Annotated in this window: 16 protein-coding genes; 8 read left to right on the top strand and 8 right to left on the bottom strand. The window is 48.0% G+C overall.

Annotated elements, in window-relative coordinates; translation table 11 throughout:
• Positions 1-36: 36 nt before the first annotated feature.
• Positions 37-882, bottom strand: a complete 846-nt coding sequence (locus B2M23_RS03340) for a MurR/RpiR family transcriptional regulator (protein ID WP_110060309.1) — start codon at positions 880-882, stop codon at positions 37-39.
• A 247-nt stretch (positions 883-1,129) separates the two neighbouring features.
• Between B2M23_RS03340 and B2M23_RS03335 the strand changes: the two genes are divergently transcribed.
• Genes B2M23_RS03335 through deoC form a run of 3 tightly spaced genes read left to right on the top strand, consistent with a single transcriptional unit; the run spans position 1,130 to position 4,451 of the window.
• On the top strand, positions 1,130-2,203 hold the full coding sequence (locus B2M23_RS03335) for a galactitol-1-phosphate 5-dehydrogenase (RefSeq protein WP_341455935.1): 1,074 nt from the start codon (positions 1,130-1,132) through the stop codon (positions 2,201-2,203).
• A gap of 51 nt (positions 2,204-2,254) precedes the next feature.
• Positions 2,255-3,772 carry an FGGY-family carbohydrate kinase gene (locus B2M23_RS03330; protein ID WP_038353339.1) on the top strand — a complete coding sequence of 506 codons (1,518 nt, stop codon included), beginning with the start codon at positions 2,255-2,257 and terminating at the stop codon, positions 3,770-3,772.
• A gap of 13 nt (positions 3,773-3,785) precedes the next feature.
• Positions 3,786-4,451 carry a deoxyribose-phosphate aldolase gene (gene deoC, locus B2M23_RS03325; protein WP_038353338.1) on the top strand — a complete coding sequence of 222 codons (666 nt, stop codon included), beginning with the start codon at positions 3,786-3,788 and terminating at the stop codon, positions 4,449-4,451.
• A 110-nt stretch (positions 4,452-4,561) separates the two neighbouring features.
• On the opposite strand, the gene B2M23_RS03320 is transcribed toward deoC, so the two are convergent.
• The 4 genes from B2M23_RS03320 to B2M23_RS03305 are packed head-to-tail and all read right to left on the bottom strand — an operon-like array spanning position 4,562 to position 7,340.
• On the bottom strand, positions 4,562-5,785 hold the full coding sequence (locus tag B2M23_RS03320) for an FAD-dependent oxidoreductase (protein ID WP_038353337.1): 1,224 nt from the start codon (positions 5,783-5,785) through the stop codon (positions 4,562-4,564).
• 24 nt (positions 5,786-5,809) lie between these two features.
• Entirely contained in the window at positions 5,810-6,358 is a 549-nt protein-coding gene (locus B2M23_RS03315; protein WP_038353336.1) for a YeeE/YedE thiosulfate transporter family protein, read from the bottom strand.
• 26 nt (positions 6,359-6,384) lie between these two features.
• Positions 6,385-6,612, bottom strand: coding sequence for a sulfurtransferase TusA family protein (locus B2M23_RS03310; RefSeq protein WP_038353335.1), 228 nt, complete (start codon positions 6,610-6,612; stop codon positions 6,385-6,387).
• 44 nt (positions 6,613-6,656) lie between these two features.
• Complete coding sequence (locus B2M23_RS03305) at positions 6,657-7,340, bottom strand: YeeE/YedE thiosulfate transporter family protein (RefSeq protein ID WP_038353334.1); 684 nt, start codon at positions 7,338-7,340, stop codon at positions 6,657-6,659.
• A gap of 178 nt (positions 7,341-7,518) precedes the next feature.
• Here B2M23_RS03305 and B2M23_RS03300 point away from each other — a divergent pair, with 178 nt between their 5' ends.
• A complete protein-coding gene (locus B2M23_RS03300) occupies positions 7,519-8,418 on the top strand; it encodes a LysR family transcriptional regulator (protein ID WP_038353333.1) in 900 nt (299 codons plus the stop codon).
• Here the strand turns inward: B2M23_RS03300 and B2M23_RS03295 are convergent.
• The 3 genes from B2M23_RS03295 to B2M23_RS03285 all read right to left on the bottom strand — a co-directional run bounded on the left by B2M23_RS03295 (position 8,408) and on the right by B2M23_RS03285 (position 10,502).
• Positions 8,408-8,623, bottom strand: a complete 216-nt coding sequence (locus tag B2M23_RS03295) for a sulfurtransferase TusA family protein (protein ID WP_038353332.1) — start codon at positions 8,621-8,623, stop codon at positions 8,408-8,410. The two genes, B2M23_RS03300 and B2M23_RS03295, sit on opposite strands and share 11 nt — an antisense overlap.
• Positions 8,624-8,677: 54 nt before the next feature.
• Complete coding sequence (locus B2M23_RS03290) at positions 8,678-9,958, bottom strand: S-methyl-5-thioribose kinase (protein WP_038353331.1); 1,281 nt, start codon at positions 9,956-9,958, stop codon at positions 8,678-8,680.
• 169 nt (positions 9,959-10,127) lie between these two features.
• Positions 10,128-10,502 carry a hypothetical protein gene (locus B2M23_RS03285; protein WP_038353330.1) on the bottom strand — a complete coding sequence of 125 codons (375 nt, stop codon included), beginning with the start codon at positions 10,500-10,502 and terminating at the stop codon, positions 10,128-10,130.
• Between the two features lie 204 nt (positions 10,503-10,706).
• Between B2M23_RS03285 and B2M23_RS03280 the strand changes: the two genes are divergently transcribed.
• From B2M23_RS03280 to B2M23_RS03265, 4 genes are all read left to right on the top strand, one after another.
• Positions 10,707-11,498, top strand: a complete 792-nt coding sequence (locus B2M23_RS03280; protein ID WP_038353329.1) for an HAD-IIA family hydrolase — start codon at positions 10,707-10,709, stop codon at positions 11,496-11,498.
• 175 nt (positions 11,499-11,673) lie between these two features.
• Positions 11,674-13,032 carry a radical SAM/SPASM domain-containing protein gene (locus tag B2M23_RS03275; RefSeq protein WP_181396946.1) on the top strand — a complete coding sequence of 453 codons (1,359 nt, stop codon included), beginning with the start codon at positions 11,674-11,676 and terminating at the stop codon, positions 13,030-13,032.
• Positions 13,033-13,176: 144 nt separating this feature from the next.
• Positions 13,177-13,824, top strand: coding sequence for an Ig-like domain-containing domain (locus B2M23_RS03270; RefSeq protein ID WP_052237377.1), 648 nt, complete (start codon positions 13,177-13,179; stop codon positions 13,822-13,824).
• A complete protein-coding gene (locus tag B2M23_RS03265; protein ID WP_038353326.1) occupies positions 13,824-15,263 on the top strand; it encodes an NAD(P)/FAD-dependent oxidoreductase in 1,440 nt (479 codons plus the stop codon). The genes B2M23_RS03270 and B2M23_RS03265 overlap by 1 nt, the downstream gene beginning before the upstream one ends.
• Position 15,264 lies beyond the last annotated feature (1 nt).

Below are 15,264 nucleotides of genomic sequence, written 5' to 3'. Positions count from 1 at the left end.
TTTAAGAGCAGCCACCCAGCTGCTCTTATTTATTTCTCAGGTCTTATTAAGCGCTACAGCAATACGGGACTTGTTCATCTCTTCAAAATAAACATCCTCATTCTGCATAAAGGTGGCAATATAAAGAATATCAATGATGGTCAGCTGCACAATACGCGACGCCATGGCCTCAGAATGGTATTTTTTATCATTGGTTGAACTCAGCAGGTAAAGATCTGACATTTTGGCCAGGCTCGAATTGGCATAGCTGGTCAGGCTGATAATTTTACTGCCGTTTTTCCGGGCAATGGACACCGCATTTAACACCTCCTGGCTCTCCCCAGTGTGAGAAACCGCTATGAAAAGATCATCCGGCGTCGAATGCGCGCAGATAATATTCATCTGGTGCGGGTCGGGATGGCTGCACACATTGATGCCGATATTGCCGAATTTGTGCAGCGCATCCTGAGAAATGGACGCGGACGCGCCCACGCCAAAAAAGAGAACCCGCTTTGACGCTGCGAGAAACTCAAGAAACTCGGCAATGGTGTCTTCACTCAGGGTCTGCTCCAGGTCATTGATGGCTGTTACATTATGCTTGATGACCTTTTTCTTAATGGTCGCCAGGCCATCTTCCTCACTCAGCTCTTCATTAAGGGTTTCTCCCGGTTTTTCAGTCAATTCCTTTGCCAGGTTAATACGAAAAACCTGGTAGGAATCGTATTCCAGCTTTTTAAGCAGCCGCATGACCGTTGTCTCGCTGGTGTCGCCCTTCCCGGCCAGTTCTGTAATTGACAGCAAAGTCACCTTCTCCGGCTCACACAGGATATAATCCGCTAAACGCTTCTGTGCCTTTGAAAAAGTATTGTATTTTATTCTGATATCTGATAAAAGAGATTTCAAGGTACCCTTTACCTCCATTCTATATTTATCTTTTTTTTATTTTTATAAGATTGATTATACTTTATAATTTTGCTTTTGTAAAACACTTAAAAACGCAAAAAATTAATTAACAGAAAATTTTTTACGCTTTTTGTTGACAACCTCAAAAAATCATGCTAGAATAAGTTCAAAATTTACGGTTAATAATTTACTTTAGTAAATAATAAACCGTAAATAATCCAAACAGACTTTTCATTTAAGGAGGATTATGATGAAAGCAGTACGTATGTATAAACCCGGAGATTTAAGAGTTGAAGATGTGCCAAAACCAGAGATGATGCCCGATGAAGCCATGGTTAAGGTAAAGGCAGTCGGCCTCTGCGGATCCGATATTCCGAGAGCGTTGGTTTATGGGGCACATGTTTCTCCAATCACCATCGGCCATGAGTTTTCTGGTGAAATCGAAGCCGTTGGTTCAGAAGTTAAGAATTTCAAACCGGGTGACCGCGTTGTGGTTCCGCCGCTTATTCCATGCGGTGAATGCGAATGGTGCCAGAAGGGAATTTACTCCTTATGCGAAGATTATGACTACTATGGTTCAAGACGTGACGGCGCGCTGGCCGAATACGTATCTGTTAAGGAATCCAACCTTTTAAAGGTTCCGGACAAGGTATCTTTTGAAGACGCCGCAACCCTCGACCCATGCGCAAACGCATACCACGGCCTGATGCGCGGTAACTTTAAAGAAGGCGACAGTGTCTGTGTTGTTGGAACAGGCCCGATCGGTTTATTTGCAGCACAGTATGCCAAATTATACGGCGCTTCTAAGGTTGTCGCAGTGGACGTCTGGGATGAAAAGCTGGAAATCGCCAAAAAGGTGGGCGCAGACGTGGTGATCAACTCCACCAAGGAGGATGCTGTCGAAGCGGTTCACAAGGCAACGGATGGTAAGGGGGCAAACATCGTCATTGACTTTTCCGGCGCTCCGATCGCGCAGAAGCAGTGTATCCTAATGGCCAGCAAAATGGGCCGTGTCGTTTTCCTGGGTATTTCTCACAAGGGCCTGGATTTAAGCGAAAAAGAAGTGGATACCATCATGAGAAGCCAGCTGAGCGTTGTCGGTTCATGGAACTCCTTCACCAAACCATACCCCGGTGAAGACTGGACAGAATCCTTAAAAGGCTTTGATGAAAAAGGCATGACCGCCAAGGATATCATCAGCCACCGCCTGCCGCTGGACGATGCGCCCGCTGTGCTCGGTGAAATTGCCAAGGGAGGCTACTTCTACAATAAAGTTATGTTCTATCCCGACGGTTATGACGGGGATTTTGATACGGTTTAATACAATCTGTTTTTAAAATAAATCTATAGGGAATTTAAGAGGAGAATCATTATGTACGAAGCTCAATATTTTATGGGAGTTGACACCGGAACACAGAGTGTGCGTGTCGTTGTTGCAGATATCAGCGGGAATATCGTCGCCAGTGACGAGCAGGTTTATGAAACCTATTATCCACAGCCTGGCTGGGCAGAACAAAAGCCTGCGGACTGGTGGAGCTGTTTTAACAAAGCGGTTGAAAATGTTACAAAAAGCTTATCAATGGGGATCCGCTACAGCATTAAATCCATCAGCGTCTGCTCAACCTCATCCACTGTTTTAGCCGTCGACGAACAGGGGAATCCGATGATGGATGCCATCATGTGGATGGATACCCGAGCGGTTAAGGAAATGGAAAAAATCAACGCCACTGCCGATCCGGTTCTGGAATACTGCGGCGGGGAAGACTCCGTTGAGTGGATGATCCCAAAAACACTCTGGATCAAAAACAATAAACCTGAAATTTACAAGGACAGCTACAAAATCATCGAACAGCTGGACTGGATGAACTATCAGCTGTGCGGCACCTTTGCCACCTCCATCTGTCAGGCAGCCTGCAAATGGAACTATGTATCCTGCGAGGGCGGCTGGAACAGCGCGTTCTTCAAGAAGATCGGCCTGGACGATTACGAAGAAAAGCTTGTCACAGATGTCAGACGTCTCGGCGAAGAGCTTGGGAGAATTGATCCCGCTTTCGCAGAAAAATATGACTTGAACCCAGATATGATGGTTGTGCAGGGGGGCATCGACGCCCACATCGGTATGCTTGGCCTTGGCGTTGCAAGACCGGGTAAAATGGCCATGATCATGGGCACCAGTTTTGTGCAGCTCGCATTTGCCAACGCCGATGAAAAGCTGAAGCTGGAAGGCATCTGGGGCCCTTACAATGAACCCGTTGTGCCAAACGCGTGGCTTCTGGAAGGCGGCCAGATTTCTGCCGGCTCCATTGTCAAATGGTTCATGCGCGAATTTGACCTGAACAAAATGGAAAACCCCTATGCTTACATGAATGAACAGGTCGAGAAAATCGCGCCCGGTTCTGACGGCTTAGTGGCTCTGGATTTCTTCCAGGGTAACCGTACACCGTACAAAGATCCAAACGCAAAGGGCGTCATCTACGGCCTTACCTTAAGCCACACCAAAGCACACATTTACCGCGCTTTACTTGAATCCGTTGCCCTGGGCACAAAAAACATCATCGACAATTTTGAAAAACAGGGCTGCCCGGTCGATATGGTCGTTGGCTGCGGCGGCGTCACCAAGGACGCCACCTGGATGCAGATCATCGCAGACGCCACCGGCAAACCCATCATTGTTACCGTTGACCCGAGTGCTGGCGCACTGGGCTGTACCATCGTCGCCGCTGTCGGCGCAAAGGCCTATCCAGACTTCGAACAGGCCACCAAGGGGATGGTTAAGGAAGCCTACACGGTTACCCCGAACCCGGATGTATACGACGATTACCAGAAGGTTTTCGATACCTATGTTGAATTATATGAAGAACTAAAAGGCACCATGTCTAAAGAAAGATAGAGGAACTGACAAAATGAACAATCAGGAAATTTTAAGCCACATTGACCATACCTTATTAAAACCCTTTTCTACCTGGGAACAGATCGCAAAAATCTGCAATGACGCCATTGAAAACAAGACCGCGTCTGTCTGTATCCCGCCCTCCTTTGTAAAACCTGTTAAAGAAGCCTACGGCGATAAGCTGACCATCTGCACGGTTATCGGCTTCCCTCTTGGCTACAATACCACTGCCACCAAGGTTTTTGAAGCAAAAGAAGCCGTAAAGGAAGGCGCAGCCGAGATCGATATGGTCATCAACATCGGCGCTTTAAAAGACGGCAAATACGATTTTGTTCAGAATGAAATCGCAGAGATCAAAAAAGCAGTGGGGGATAATATCCTGAAAGTGATCGTTGAAACCTGTTTCCTGACCGAGGAAGAAAAAATCAAAATCTGCGAGCTGGTCACTGCCGCTGGCGCAGATTTTATCAAAACCTCTACCGGCTTCGGCACCGCTGGCGCCACCAGAGAAGATATCCGCCTGTTTAAGGAACACATTGGTCCAAACGTTAAGATGAAAGCCGCAGGCGGCGTAAAAACCAAAGAAGATCTGGTCGACTTCCTGGAACTCGGCTGTGAACGTATCGGTACCAGCTCTGCTGTCTCCATGCTCAAGGGCGGGGAAGCACAGGGGTATTAAAAACTTTTAAATTATCAGAAGCCCCGCTGAAAAAGCGGGGCTTCTTTATCTAAGTGGTTTTAAGTTGGGTGTATTAACGAGTTGGTTTAATCTTGATAATGGATTACGGTCTAATCTACCAGTCCTTCAAGCCCTTCCATGGAGATATTTTGGGTCAGGGTTTTCTGGACTTCGTTGTCCTTGATGTAGAGAACCGCCGGCACTTCGGAGATGCCCAAACGTCTGGCAATGCCGTCGGATTTGTAGATATCCACATTGGTGACGTGGAGATCGCCTGCGTGTTTTTCCTGGAAGGCTTCTACGGTGGTCATAAGCTCACGGCATTTGGGGTCTACCGCGTTCCATACATAGACGACGGAGGGTTCGCCATTGTTGAGCACCTGGCTTTCGTAGACTTCCAGCTCTGAGATGTATTTTTCTGCACCATAGCCAGCAATGGCGCCGTCGCCTACAGCTGTGGCAACCTGTTTTAAGAATTTATCACGGACATCGCCTGCGGCAAGGACACCCGGCACATTGGTTTCCATACGTTCGTTGGTAATGAGGTAACCGCCACGGTTCATATCCAGGATATCCTTAAACCATTCAGTATTGGGGAGATAGCCGATAAAGAGGAAACAGGTATCCACCTTGACAGGGATGGATTCTTCGGTTTTAATATTTTTCAGCACAACGGTATCCAGGTGTTCGTCGCCCTCAAAGCGTTCGGCAACGGTATTCCAGATAAATTCCATCTTTGGATTTTCCAGAGCCTGGGCCTTGGCGATCTCGTTACAGTCCATTTTGCCTTCCTCGTGCATGACGGAAACAATGACCTTGTCCGCAAACTTGGTCAGGAAGGTGCCTTCCTCGATGGCGGCGTCTCCGCTGCCGATGACCATCACGGTCTTTCCGGTGTTGGCGGCCGCGTCACAGGTCGCGCAGAAGGAAATACCCTTGTCATACAGATATTTATCCTCGTTTTCGGCGCCGGTCAGGCGGGGCTTTCCACCGGTGGCCACAATGACGACCTTGGCTTCAAAGCGGTTTCTGAAGGTTTCAACCACCTTGGTTTCACCCGAGAAATCCACGGAGCGCACATCGGTCAGCTTAAACTTGACGCCGAATTTTTTGGCCTGTTCATGGAATAAATCCATAAGCCCCAGGCCGCTTGAGCCTGCTGGAAAGCCGGGATAATTTTCAATTTCACTGGTATAGGTGGCGAGACCGCCCACCAGCGCCTTTTCGATCAGCAGGGTTTTGAGACGGGCACGCCCGCAGTAGATCCCAGCTGTCAGGCCAGCGGCGCCGCCGCCGATTATTACAACATCATATTTCTCTGTTTTCTTATTCATTCCATACTCCTAATTGATTGCAGATTACATAAAATACTTTGCCAGCAGCTTGCTGCCGATAAAAGCACCGACCATTAAGAAAGCTGCGAAAATCCAACCAGAAAGGGACAGTGAAGCAATTCCACTGTACAGCGCTCCGATATTACAGCCGTGAGCCATTCTGGCGCCATAGCCCATGAGGAGACCGCCTAAGACAGCGGCCACTACCTGGCGAATGGACTTGATTTTCTTAATTTTAAACTGTGATGCGTAGAGCGTGGCCAGTAAAGCACCGACGATAATCCCAATATTTCGGATGGAACCACCGTCGTGCAGGAAGCCTGCGGCCAGGGTATGCTGCGCCTTTTCACCGGCAAAATAAGCCCAGGAGCTCACATCCCCGCCGAGGCCCTGGTAAATCCAGGCGCCCCAGTCCGCAAATGCACTGGTAACGCCCCAGGCACTGCCGAGGGACGCCAGGTGCGCGATCTGAAAAACAGACAGCAGCACCGCGCCGGCCACATAGGTCAAAGGCTCTTTCATCAATTTTTTATAAAAATCATTCTTACTGAGCTTTTGAAAAAATTCTTTCACAATAACAACCTCCCCCTCATATTGGGTTATTTGGTTTTTTCAATCACAACTTCCCATTCGCCGTCGTCCACTTCTTCGATTTCGACGTTATGGCCCTGAGCGCGCGCCCATTCCGGCACATTTTTCATCGCGCAGCTGTGATCAATGGCGACAATCAGCAGGTCTCCCACATTCAGTTTTGCCAGTTCCTTTTCTGTTTTCATCAATGGCACTGGACAGGCTTCACCTAAACAATCTAACGTATATTCACTCATTTTAATTTCTCCTTTTTCTTATAATCTCATTTTTTGAATTCCAATTAATCCGCTGTTCCCATTTTCTTTTTCTGCCACTGCCTTGCGGCAATATACAGCAGAAGAATAATTAATCCCTGGACGACTAAAGCGCCGAACCATCCAAACACATCCGGTAAAAAGATCTTGGGCGCATTGGTGTTAAAGACACCGTCCCAGAATCCCATGTCGTGAGCGCCCCAGAAGGAACCGACCACAAAGAACACCAAAGCCAGCATCTGCATGGTAAACCCTTCGCCGACACGCATCAGCGTTCCGGAGGCGCAGCCCCCCGCGATGACCATGCCGATCCCAAAGAATACGGCCCCCAATGCCAAAGGCAGACTGATAGGCGCTACAGAACTCATGCCCGGTATTTCCTGGCCGTTCAGAACCGCGCCATACTTGATGGCTGTAAAGCCAATGGTCGTTACCGCGAATGCAATGAGTACCGCCCGGGTCAGTGAGGTGCTCCCGGTAAGGCTTGGGTCACGCACCGACGCGGTAAAACAGAATCGCGCCCGCTGAAGGATAAAACCAAAGCAGAGCCCGATAATCCAGTATACCGGCAGCTTCTCGCTTCCCAGTCCAAGATACACACCTGCGGCCACGACTAAAATCGTTACCACAATGGCGATGGGTATCTGGTTCTTTTTTGGCTTTCTTGGCGCGCGTGTCCTGGTAGACCGCTGAATCTTTTCTTCTTCCAAATCCTTTCCCCTCCTTTGTTAAAAAACTATCAACTTTTGATGATTCCATTATAGCATCTCATCAGTAATTTGAATAACATCGAAAAAAGATTCAGCATAAGAAAAACTGATGGTAGAATTTCAGCACCTTATTCCTGTTCTGTGATATACTGTAATCAATCACAAAGGAGGCGAGAGGATGAATATCGAGTCTTTAAGAATGTTTATCAAAATCGCAGATAACGGAAGCATCACCAAAACCGCAGAACAGACCTTTATCTCGCAGTCGGCCTTAAGCCAGCAGATCAAAACCATGGAACAGCTTTTTAACACCAGCCTCATTGAGCGCAGCAACAAGGGCGTAACGCTGACCTGCAGCGGAAAAACCGTCTACGAATACGCAGTACACCTGACCTCTACCTATGACAGTATGATCAGAGAGCTTCAGGAGAATGAAGAGAGCAACCGTGTACTCCATATTCTGTCCACACCCATCATCGCTTCTTATGCCCTGCCCTGCACACTTTATTATATTAAGAAGAATTTTCCGACTTACTCGCTGGAGATTTCCTCCATGGCCAGCCACAGGATTGAGCAGCAGATCAACTGCGACCAGGGCGACATTGGTTTTATCACAGGTCCGCCGTCGGATCCTTCACTGACAGGGCAAAAGTTTTTTTCAGACGATGTCTTTCTCGTGGCCGGAAGCGATATGGAAATTGAAGATCATATCCTAAAAGAAGACCTCAGCCGCTATCCGCTGCTCACCCTGACCACTGACCAGAAAACAGAACAGCACCTCGAAAAACGCCTTACGGATGAAGGGGTGGACATCGAAAGCTTGATGATCCTTTTTAAACAGGATTCCATTGAGTCCATTAAGCTTTCCACCATCAACGGCTACGGCATGGCCTTTCTCCCATATATGTGCATAAAAAAAGAGCTGTACCATAAACAGCTCAAAATCATCAGCGTTGAAGGGCTGACCTTACAGAACGACTACTACATTATTAAGAAAAAAGCTTCGGAGTACCGGGACCGCACCCTCCTGAAGCTGATCTGCTATATTGAAAAGATTCTGGCCGACACTATCTGCTGACTGTGATCTCCCAAACCCCGTTCATAACCTCATCACAAACGCACGCCATCTGCATGCCCGCACAGAACTCCCGGACACTTTTTACCGTACAGCTGTGGTCTGTGATGAGAAGAACGCTCTCGCCGGGCTTCATCTTTTTCGTTTCACGCTGAAGCTTCATGACCGGAACCGGGCACATATCGCCGAGACAATCAATTTTTTTCATTGGTTTCTCCTTATATAAACCCCCCATATGCTTTTCATATGGGGGGTTTTATAATTAATCAATAATCTTTATCAGTTTAAAAAAGTTTTCTGTTATCCGCACAATGGTGTCCACCATGTCGTCGATGCTTTCGATTTCCATACGGTGCATGATCAAGTAGTTGGCAATGGTGAGTGACAGGCGGCAGGCCTCGTTGCGTTTATCCCGGTCCTCGATGGTATCAAAGTCGGGGAGAGGAACAAGACCGCCTACGCGGCTCGTGATCTGGCAGCCGGTAAAACCGCAGACCTCCTGAATAAAATTCCTGAGGATGGACTCGCGGAAGTCGTCAAAGTCACGGTAGGTAACCTTTGCGTCCTTTTTCCAGCACTCGGTATAAACCGCATTGTAGGTATGGATAATGTCCCGCATATAGCTGAGAATAGTTTCCCTGAAATCCTTACAGAAATCCTCAGGGTAATCGTCCATATAAAACCAGCGAATGTATTCATAGAGCACACTGCCCATGAGATAGCCAGTATCGGAGGATGAAGCCCCCATAAAGGCGTATTCCTGGTCAATGATTTTCATTTTTTCATCGTTTATCATGATGTTGGAGGTGTGCAGATCGCCGTGTACCAGGCATTCGCAGTGTTTCATGTGAATGTCGCGCAGCTTGAGCATCTCGGTGCGGAAAGCCGTGCTTTTCCATGGAGCATCGCCCATGGCCAGCCGTTCGGGATCAGCATTCGGGTCATCATGAGGGTCACGGTCATCGATGGCGTGCTCATCTTTTAGGAACAGGCCAATCTCAAAAACCAGACGCATATTCGGGTTCAGGAATTTTGCCTGAAGCTCTTTATAGACCGTTGGGTCTAAATAATATTCAGAAGTGTAAAAGTTGGACTTGGCGATAAATTCCCCAATTTTTTTCGGGAAATCCGGAAATTTTTTCCCTTTCATGAGTTCAAACCGCAGGATTTTCAGGTCGCTGCAATCCTCACAGAGGTAAATATGGTTATCCAAGTCTACCTGATAGACCTCTGGAATATATTCGGGTGTAATGGCGCCCTTGATGCGCATGACATCTGCCTCCAGCGCGTTGCGGTCCTGTACAAAGGGGCCCACGCCTTCCTCAAAGGCTTTATAATAGGTTTTGGCCTGCTTGACGATCACGGATTTTCCGTTTTCGTCCCAGACACGGTACAGAAAATTGATGAAGCCGTCGCCGTCTTCCTCGCTTTCGCCGATTTCGTACACGCTCAGCCGCGCATCCGGCGCAAAATAATCCGTACACTCCTTTAAATAGTCCTTAACGGTTTCTTTGTTTATGTCTTTAAAATTTTTACACCCCATGGCAATTCCCCCAAGCTGATACTAAACTTTTACTTATTTATTATATCACTCTGATGTCACCGGTTAAATGCACTTTTTGTGCTCATAAAGGCTATTTTTTGACTCCGGTTAGTTTTCGTAAAATAAAAAAACAGCACTTCCGCCAAAAATGGCGGAAGTGCTGCCTGTGCTACTGGGTCTTTTTATAAACATGGACATCGCCTGTGTCCCTGTCTGTCAGGGTCAGGGTATCCCCGTCGATGACATAGGACATACGGGTGGTCTGTCCGCCGTAGGCCTGAGCATACTTCATGTCCACGTTTTTTTCCTTTGTGTCCATTGTATAGGTCGCGACATCGTCGCCAAACATTTTAAATACATTGTTATCCGCAAATTCAATATCGACGCCAGAATCATCTGCCCACGCTCCAAGAATCAGCTTTTCATCTTTTGCAGCCTCTGAACTTGTTTTAACCTTTGTACTGATACCGGTAGTTAACAGCGCCAGCACAAGACTGAGCACCGCAACCGCCACAATGCCGATGGCAAGTTTCTTTTTCTCCATTTAAATCTCCTCAAATCCATTGGATGTTCCTAATGGATTTTATTATATCATAATTATTTACACGTAGTGTGATAGTTTTATGATTTTTTGGGAATTAACCTTTTTTTAAGGATATAATTAACGGTTTTTATCTTTACAAATTTAAGTAACAGCGTATATAATAAAGTTATATAGGATCGATTTTCAATTTTGGAGGTAATATCGATGAATGAAGCATTAAAAGAAACCCTTGACAGCATCAAAGGTTTTATCTGTGATATGGACGGCGTTATCTATCATGGTAACCGCCTTCTTCCTGGCGTGCCCGAGTTTGTGGACTGGCTGTACCGGGAGGATAAAAACTTTCTCTTCCTCACAAACTCCAGCGAGCGATCGCCTCTTGAATTAAGGGAAAAGCTCTCCCGCCTTGGCCTTGATATTGATGAGAGCCATTTCTATACCAGCGCCCTGGCCACCGCTAAATTTCTGAGCACACAGTCCCCGGGCTGCTCTGCCTATGTCATCGGTGAACCCGGCCTCATTAACGCCTTATACAGCGCTGGCATTACCATGAATGATATGAACCCGGATTATGTTGTTGTGGGAGAAAGCTATAACTACAACTATGATACCATCCTGAAGGCTGTTCGTTTTGTCTTAAAGGGCGCTAAACTCATCGGGACAAACCCGGACCTCACCGGCCCTGCTGAAGGCGGCCTGGTACCAGCCTGCCGCGCATTTACCGCTCCCATCGAGCTGGCAACCGGAAAATCCGCTTATTTTGTCGGAAAACCGAATCCGCTCATGGTTCGCACTGGTATCCGCATGCTCGGCGTTCATTCTGAGGATGCCGCCATTGTCGGTGACCGCATGGATACGGACATTATCTCCGGCATTGAATCCGGTATGCACACCATCCTGGTGCTCTCCGGCGTCTCTACACCGGAAACCGTTAAGGAATTCCCATACCGCCCGCAGTTTATTTTAAACGGAGTAGGGGAAATACCGACCAATTAGTAAGATTTTTTCAGCGGCCTTCTGGCCGCTTTTTTATTGGACAAATTCCAGAATCTGTCTGAATTTTTTACAAAGCCGAACATTGTCTAATTACATGCAACTCTCCTGATGCTATAGTAAAAACAGAAAACCGGGCATCAAAAGTAGTCAGGATTTACAAAATGGAGGCTGTAAAATGGCATCAAGTATGAGTTTAAGTGAAAACATCAAATCCTTTGGAATGAAACAGGTCATTAAGTATCTGGACGCAGATCCGGATAAAAATATCCCGAGAGTGATCGAGTGGGTCGAAAAATTTGATAAGGACCAGACCATCGCCGGGCAGATGAAGGTTGTCAAGGAGGCCCTGGCCGATAAAAACAATAACTGGAACCGGCTGGTAAAAAGCTTATGGACAGACATTGACCCCGGTGTCCGAAAACGTCTTTTTAACAATTTTATCGTCAACAGTGTCATTATCGCCTGTAAACGTCAGAACATGAATAAGGAAAAATATGACTGCAATATCCCGTGGGCCATTCTCATGGACCCCACCTCTGCCTGCAATCTGCACTGTACAGGCTGCTGGGCCGCGGAGTACGGGGATAAAATGTCCATGGATTTCGATACACTGGACAGTATTATCGAGCAGGGGAAAGCCCTCGGGACTTATATGTACATCTATTCCGGCGGAGAGCCCCTTGTGCGCAAAAAGGACATTATCCGGCTGTGTGAAAAGCACGATGACTGTGCCTTTCTGTCCTTTACCAACGCCACCCTCATCGACGAGGCCTTTGCCGATGAGATGCTTCGGGTTCAGAACTTTATCCCGGCCATCAGCGTCGAGGGGTTTGAGGAAGAGACAGACATGCGGCGCGGTGAGGGAACTTATGCCGCAGTCGTAAAGGCTATGGATATTTTAAAAGCCAAAAAACTGCCCTTTGGCTTTTCCACCTGCTATCACCGACAGAATACCGATGTCATCGGCAGTGAGGCGTATTTTGACACCATGATCGAAAAGGGCTGTAAATTTGGCTGGTTCTTTACCTACATGCCCGTGGGCGTGGACGCAGTGCCCGAGCTCATGGCCACCGCGGACCAGCGTGAGTACATGTATCATCAGATCCGCAGATTCCGGAGTACCAAGCCTCTGTTTACCCTGGATTTCTGGAATGACGGCGAGTACGTCAAGGGATGTATCGCAGGAGGCCGTAACTACCTGCACATCAATGCCGGCGGCGACATTGAGCCCTGCGCCTTTATCCACTACTCCGATTCCAACATCCACGAGCAAACCCTTCTGGAGGCTTACAAACGGCCGCTGTTCATGCAGTACCATAAAAATCAGCCTTTCAACCAGAATCATCTGCGCCCCTGCCCGCTGCTTGATAACCCTGGCCGACTGACCAGTATGGTCGAGCTGTCCGGCGCCCACTCCACTGACCTCACCCACCCTGAGGATGTCAAGGTACTTTCCGACAAGTGCCTTGATGCCGCAAAAGCATGGAAAGTCAACGCTGACCGTCTCTGGAATGAAAACCATTCAAATCACTGACATTAAAAGCACTTCTGTTTCAGGAGTGTTTTTTTATTAGCCTGGTATTTTTAAAAAAACAATCTTTTGGTTGTTAGACCTTTACAAAGACGCTGAATTGCGATAATATCAAACTCATAATCAAAAATGGAGGATTTGTAGAAAATGAAAAGAAAATTTAAATTGGCAAGTATTCTCGTTGCGCTGCTGTTGGCCCTCAGCTTTGGAAATACCGCGCTCGCTGCCGGTGGCAATGGCGGCGGTGGTGGCGGCGGTAATGGCAGCGGCGGGGGAAACGGGGGCGGAAGCGATGAACCCCTGACGGTTGTCTCCTCTACCCCGGCAGATGGTGAGACCTCAGCTTCTGTCAGTGACCCCATCAAACTCGAATTCAGCAAAAATGTTGTCAACGCTGAAGTCAAAGACGGGAATATGGCAGCCATTGTACTTTATAAGAACGGTGCACCTGTTGCGGCTGAAGTAACCATGGCAGATGACCAGGTTGAGCCTGATCTCAGAAACTTTATAACCATCACGCCTTCAAGCCCTCTTGAACCTGGAACGGAATATCAGGTTAAAATAGCCGGAACCTTAACAGCAAAAAGCGGCGCAGCCCTGGGAGAAGAAAAGACACTGAGCTTCAAAACTGCCGGTACAGCCCCTACAGCGGCCAGCGAGGAAAAAACAACCGCTGAAAACACAGCTGCTGAAAAGCCAGCCTCAAATAATACCACCCTTTACATTCTTTTAGGTGTCGCCGCAGTGGTTATCATTGCGATCGTTGTTGTCGTGTTCGTTAAAAAGAAAAAATAATGCTGGATGTAATTATTATCGGCGGTGGTATCCTCGGGGTTACCACCGCCCGGCTTTTAAGCCGTTTCAACCTGGATACGCTTGTCCTTGAAAAGGGCGCCGATCTGGGAGAAGGGGCCTCCAAAGCTAACAGCGCTGTTTTGGCCGCTGGCTTTCATCCCAGAGGTGGCAGCCTGAAGGGAATATCCTGTGTGCGTGGAAATGCCATGTATCCCCAGATCTGCAAAGAGCTCGGCGTCGAAATCGCCTATCCAGGATCACTTTTCGTCGCCTTTCACAGAGAAGGGGAAGAGATGATCCGTGAAAAATACAAAAAGGGCTTGAAAAATAATGTGCCTGATATGGCGATTCTGTCTGGCAGTGAAAGCCGCGCGCTGGAGCCGGGGCTTTCTGACCGGGTAACCATGTCCCTTTATGCCAGGACCACAGGGATTATTGAGCTTTTTTCCCTTCTGCTGAGAACGGCTCAGTCGGCTGAAAAAAACGGGGTTCACTTTGCATTTGATGAAGAAGTACAGGAAATTATTGAGCACGAAAACCACTTTGAGGTGGTAACAGGCCAGCGCTCATTGAACGCCCGTTATGTGGTCAACACCGCGGGGGGAATGGCCATGGCTGTCGAAAGCGGCGTAAGACCTCAGGATTTAATCATTAAGCCGCGCTGCGGACAGTTTTTAGTCTTTGACCGTCAGGGAAAAAACGGCATCCGCCATGTACTCTACCAGGCTCAGGAGACCGATGAAAAGGGCTGTCTGCTTGCGCCCTCCATCGAGGGAAATATCATCGCTGGCCCTACCTCGCAGGATGTACCGGACTATAAAAATGTCGAAACCACTGACTGGGGAATTCATCACATTGAAAAAACAGCAAAAAAGATACTGCCTGAGCTGGATATGGGAAAGGTCATCACCTCCTTTGCCGGTGTGCGCGCAAATATCAAAAACGTTGTCAAGGAAGAAAAGGACTTTGTCATCCGTCGTTCAGTCCCCCGGATGGTCAGCGCTCTCGGCATTAAAAACCCGGGAATGACTGCCGCCCCGTATCTCTGTCAGATGATTCTCGACCTGCTCATCGAAGACGGGCTGAGCACTGCTCCCAATCCAGATTACTGTCCGGTGCTGCATCTCCCCAAACCCTTTTTAAAACAGACTGAAAGCATACAGAAAAAATGGTATGAACAGGACCACCGTTACGGCAATCTGGTCTGCCGCTGCGAGGGGATTACAGAGGGGGATATCCTCCGGGTGCTCCGTGAGCCGCTGCCGCCCAAAAACATGAACGGGCTTAAAAAACGGCTCCGCACCACCATGGGAAGGTGTCAGGGAAGCTTCTGCACACCGCGGATTCTTGAAATACTGTCGAGAGAATGGTCGGTACCGCCTGAAAAGATTATGAAAGAAGCGCCGGGCAGCCCGTTTGTCAAAGGGAGGGTGAAATAAA

Source organism: Eubacterium limosum (assembly GCF_000807675.2).
Classification (GTDB): Bacteria; Bacillota; Clostridia; order Eubacteriales; family Eubacteriaceae; genus Eubacterium; species Eubacterium limosum.
Note: the sequence above shows the minus strand (reverse complement) of the source record. Positions and strands in the feature narration are given on the sequence as shown.

Excerpts from the sequence above, each read along its gene's own strand:
- B2M23_RS03310 (WP_038353335.1), bottom strand. The coding sequence starts at position 6,612 with ATGAGTGAATATACGTTAGATTGTTTAGGTGAAGCCTGTCCAGTGCCA.
- B2M23_RS03335 (WP_341455935.1), top strand. The coding sequence starts at position 1,130 with ATGATGAAAGCAGTACGTATGTATAAACCCGGAGATTTAAGAGTTGAA.
- deoC (WP_038353338.1), top strand. The coding sequence starts at position 3,786 with ATGAACAATCAGGAAATTTTAAGCCACATTGACCATACCTTATTAAAA.
- B2M23_RS03280 (WP_038353329.1), top strand. The coding sequence starts at position 10,707 with ATGAATGAAGCATTAAAAGAAACCCTTGACAGCATCAAAGGTTTTATC.
- B2M23_RS03300 (WP_038353333.1), top strand. The coding sequence starts at position 7,519 with ATGAATATCGAGTCTTTAAGAATGTTTATCAAAATCGCAGATAACGGA.
- B2M23_RS03285 (WP_038353330.1), bottom strand. The coding sequence starts at position 10,502 with ATGGAGAAAAAGAAACTTGCCATCGGCATTGTGGCGGTTGCGGTGCTC.
- B2M23_RS03320 (WP_038353337.1), bottom strand. The coding sequence starts at position 5,785 with ATGAATAAGAAAACAGAGAAATATGATGTTGTAATAATCGGCGGCGGC.
- B2M23_RS03295 (WP_038353332.1), bottom strand. The coding sequence starts at position 8,623 with ATGAAAAAAATTGATTGTCTCGGCGATATGTGCCCGGTTCCGGTCATG.
- B2M23_RS03270 (WP_052237377.1), top strand. The coding sequence starts at position 13,177 with ATGAAAAGAAAATTTAAATTGGCAAGTATTCTCGTTGCGCTGCTGTTG.
- B2M23_RS03330 (WP_038353339.1), top strand. The coding sequence starts at position 2,255 with ATGTACGAAGCTCAATATTTTATGGGAGTTGACACCGGAACACAGAGT.
- B2M23_RS03275 (WP_181396946.1), top strand. The coding sequence starts at position 11,674 with ATGGCATCAAGTATGAGTTTAAGTGAAAACATCAAATCCTTTGGAATG.
- B2M23_RS03290 (WP_038353331.1), bottom strand. The coding sequence starts at position 9,958 with ATGGGGTGTAAAAATTTTAAAGACATAAACAAAGAAACCGTTAAGGAC.
- B2M23_RS03265 (WP_038353326.1), top strand. The coding sequence starts at position 13,824 with ATGCTGGATGTAATTATTATCGGCGGTGGTATCCTCGGGGTTACCACC.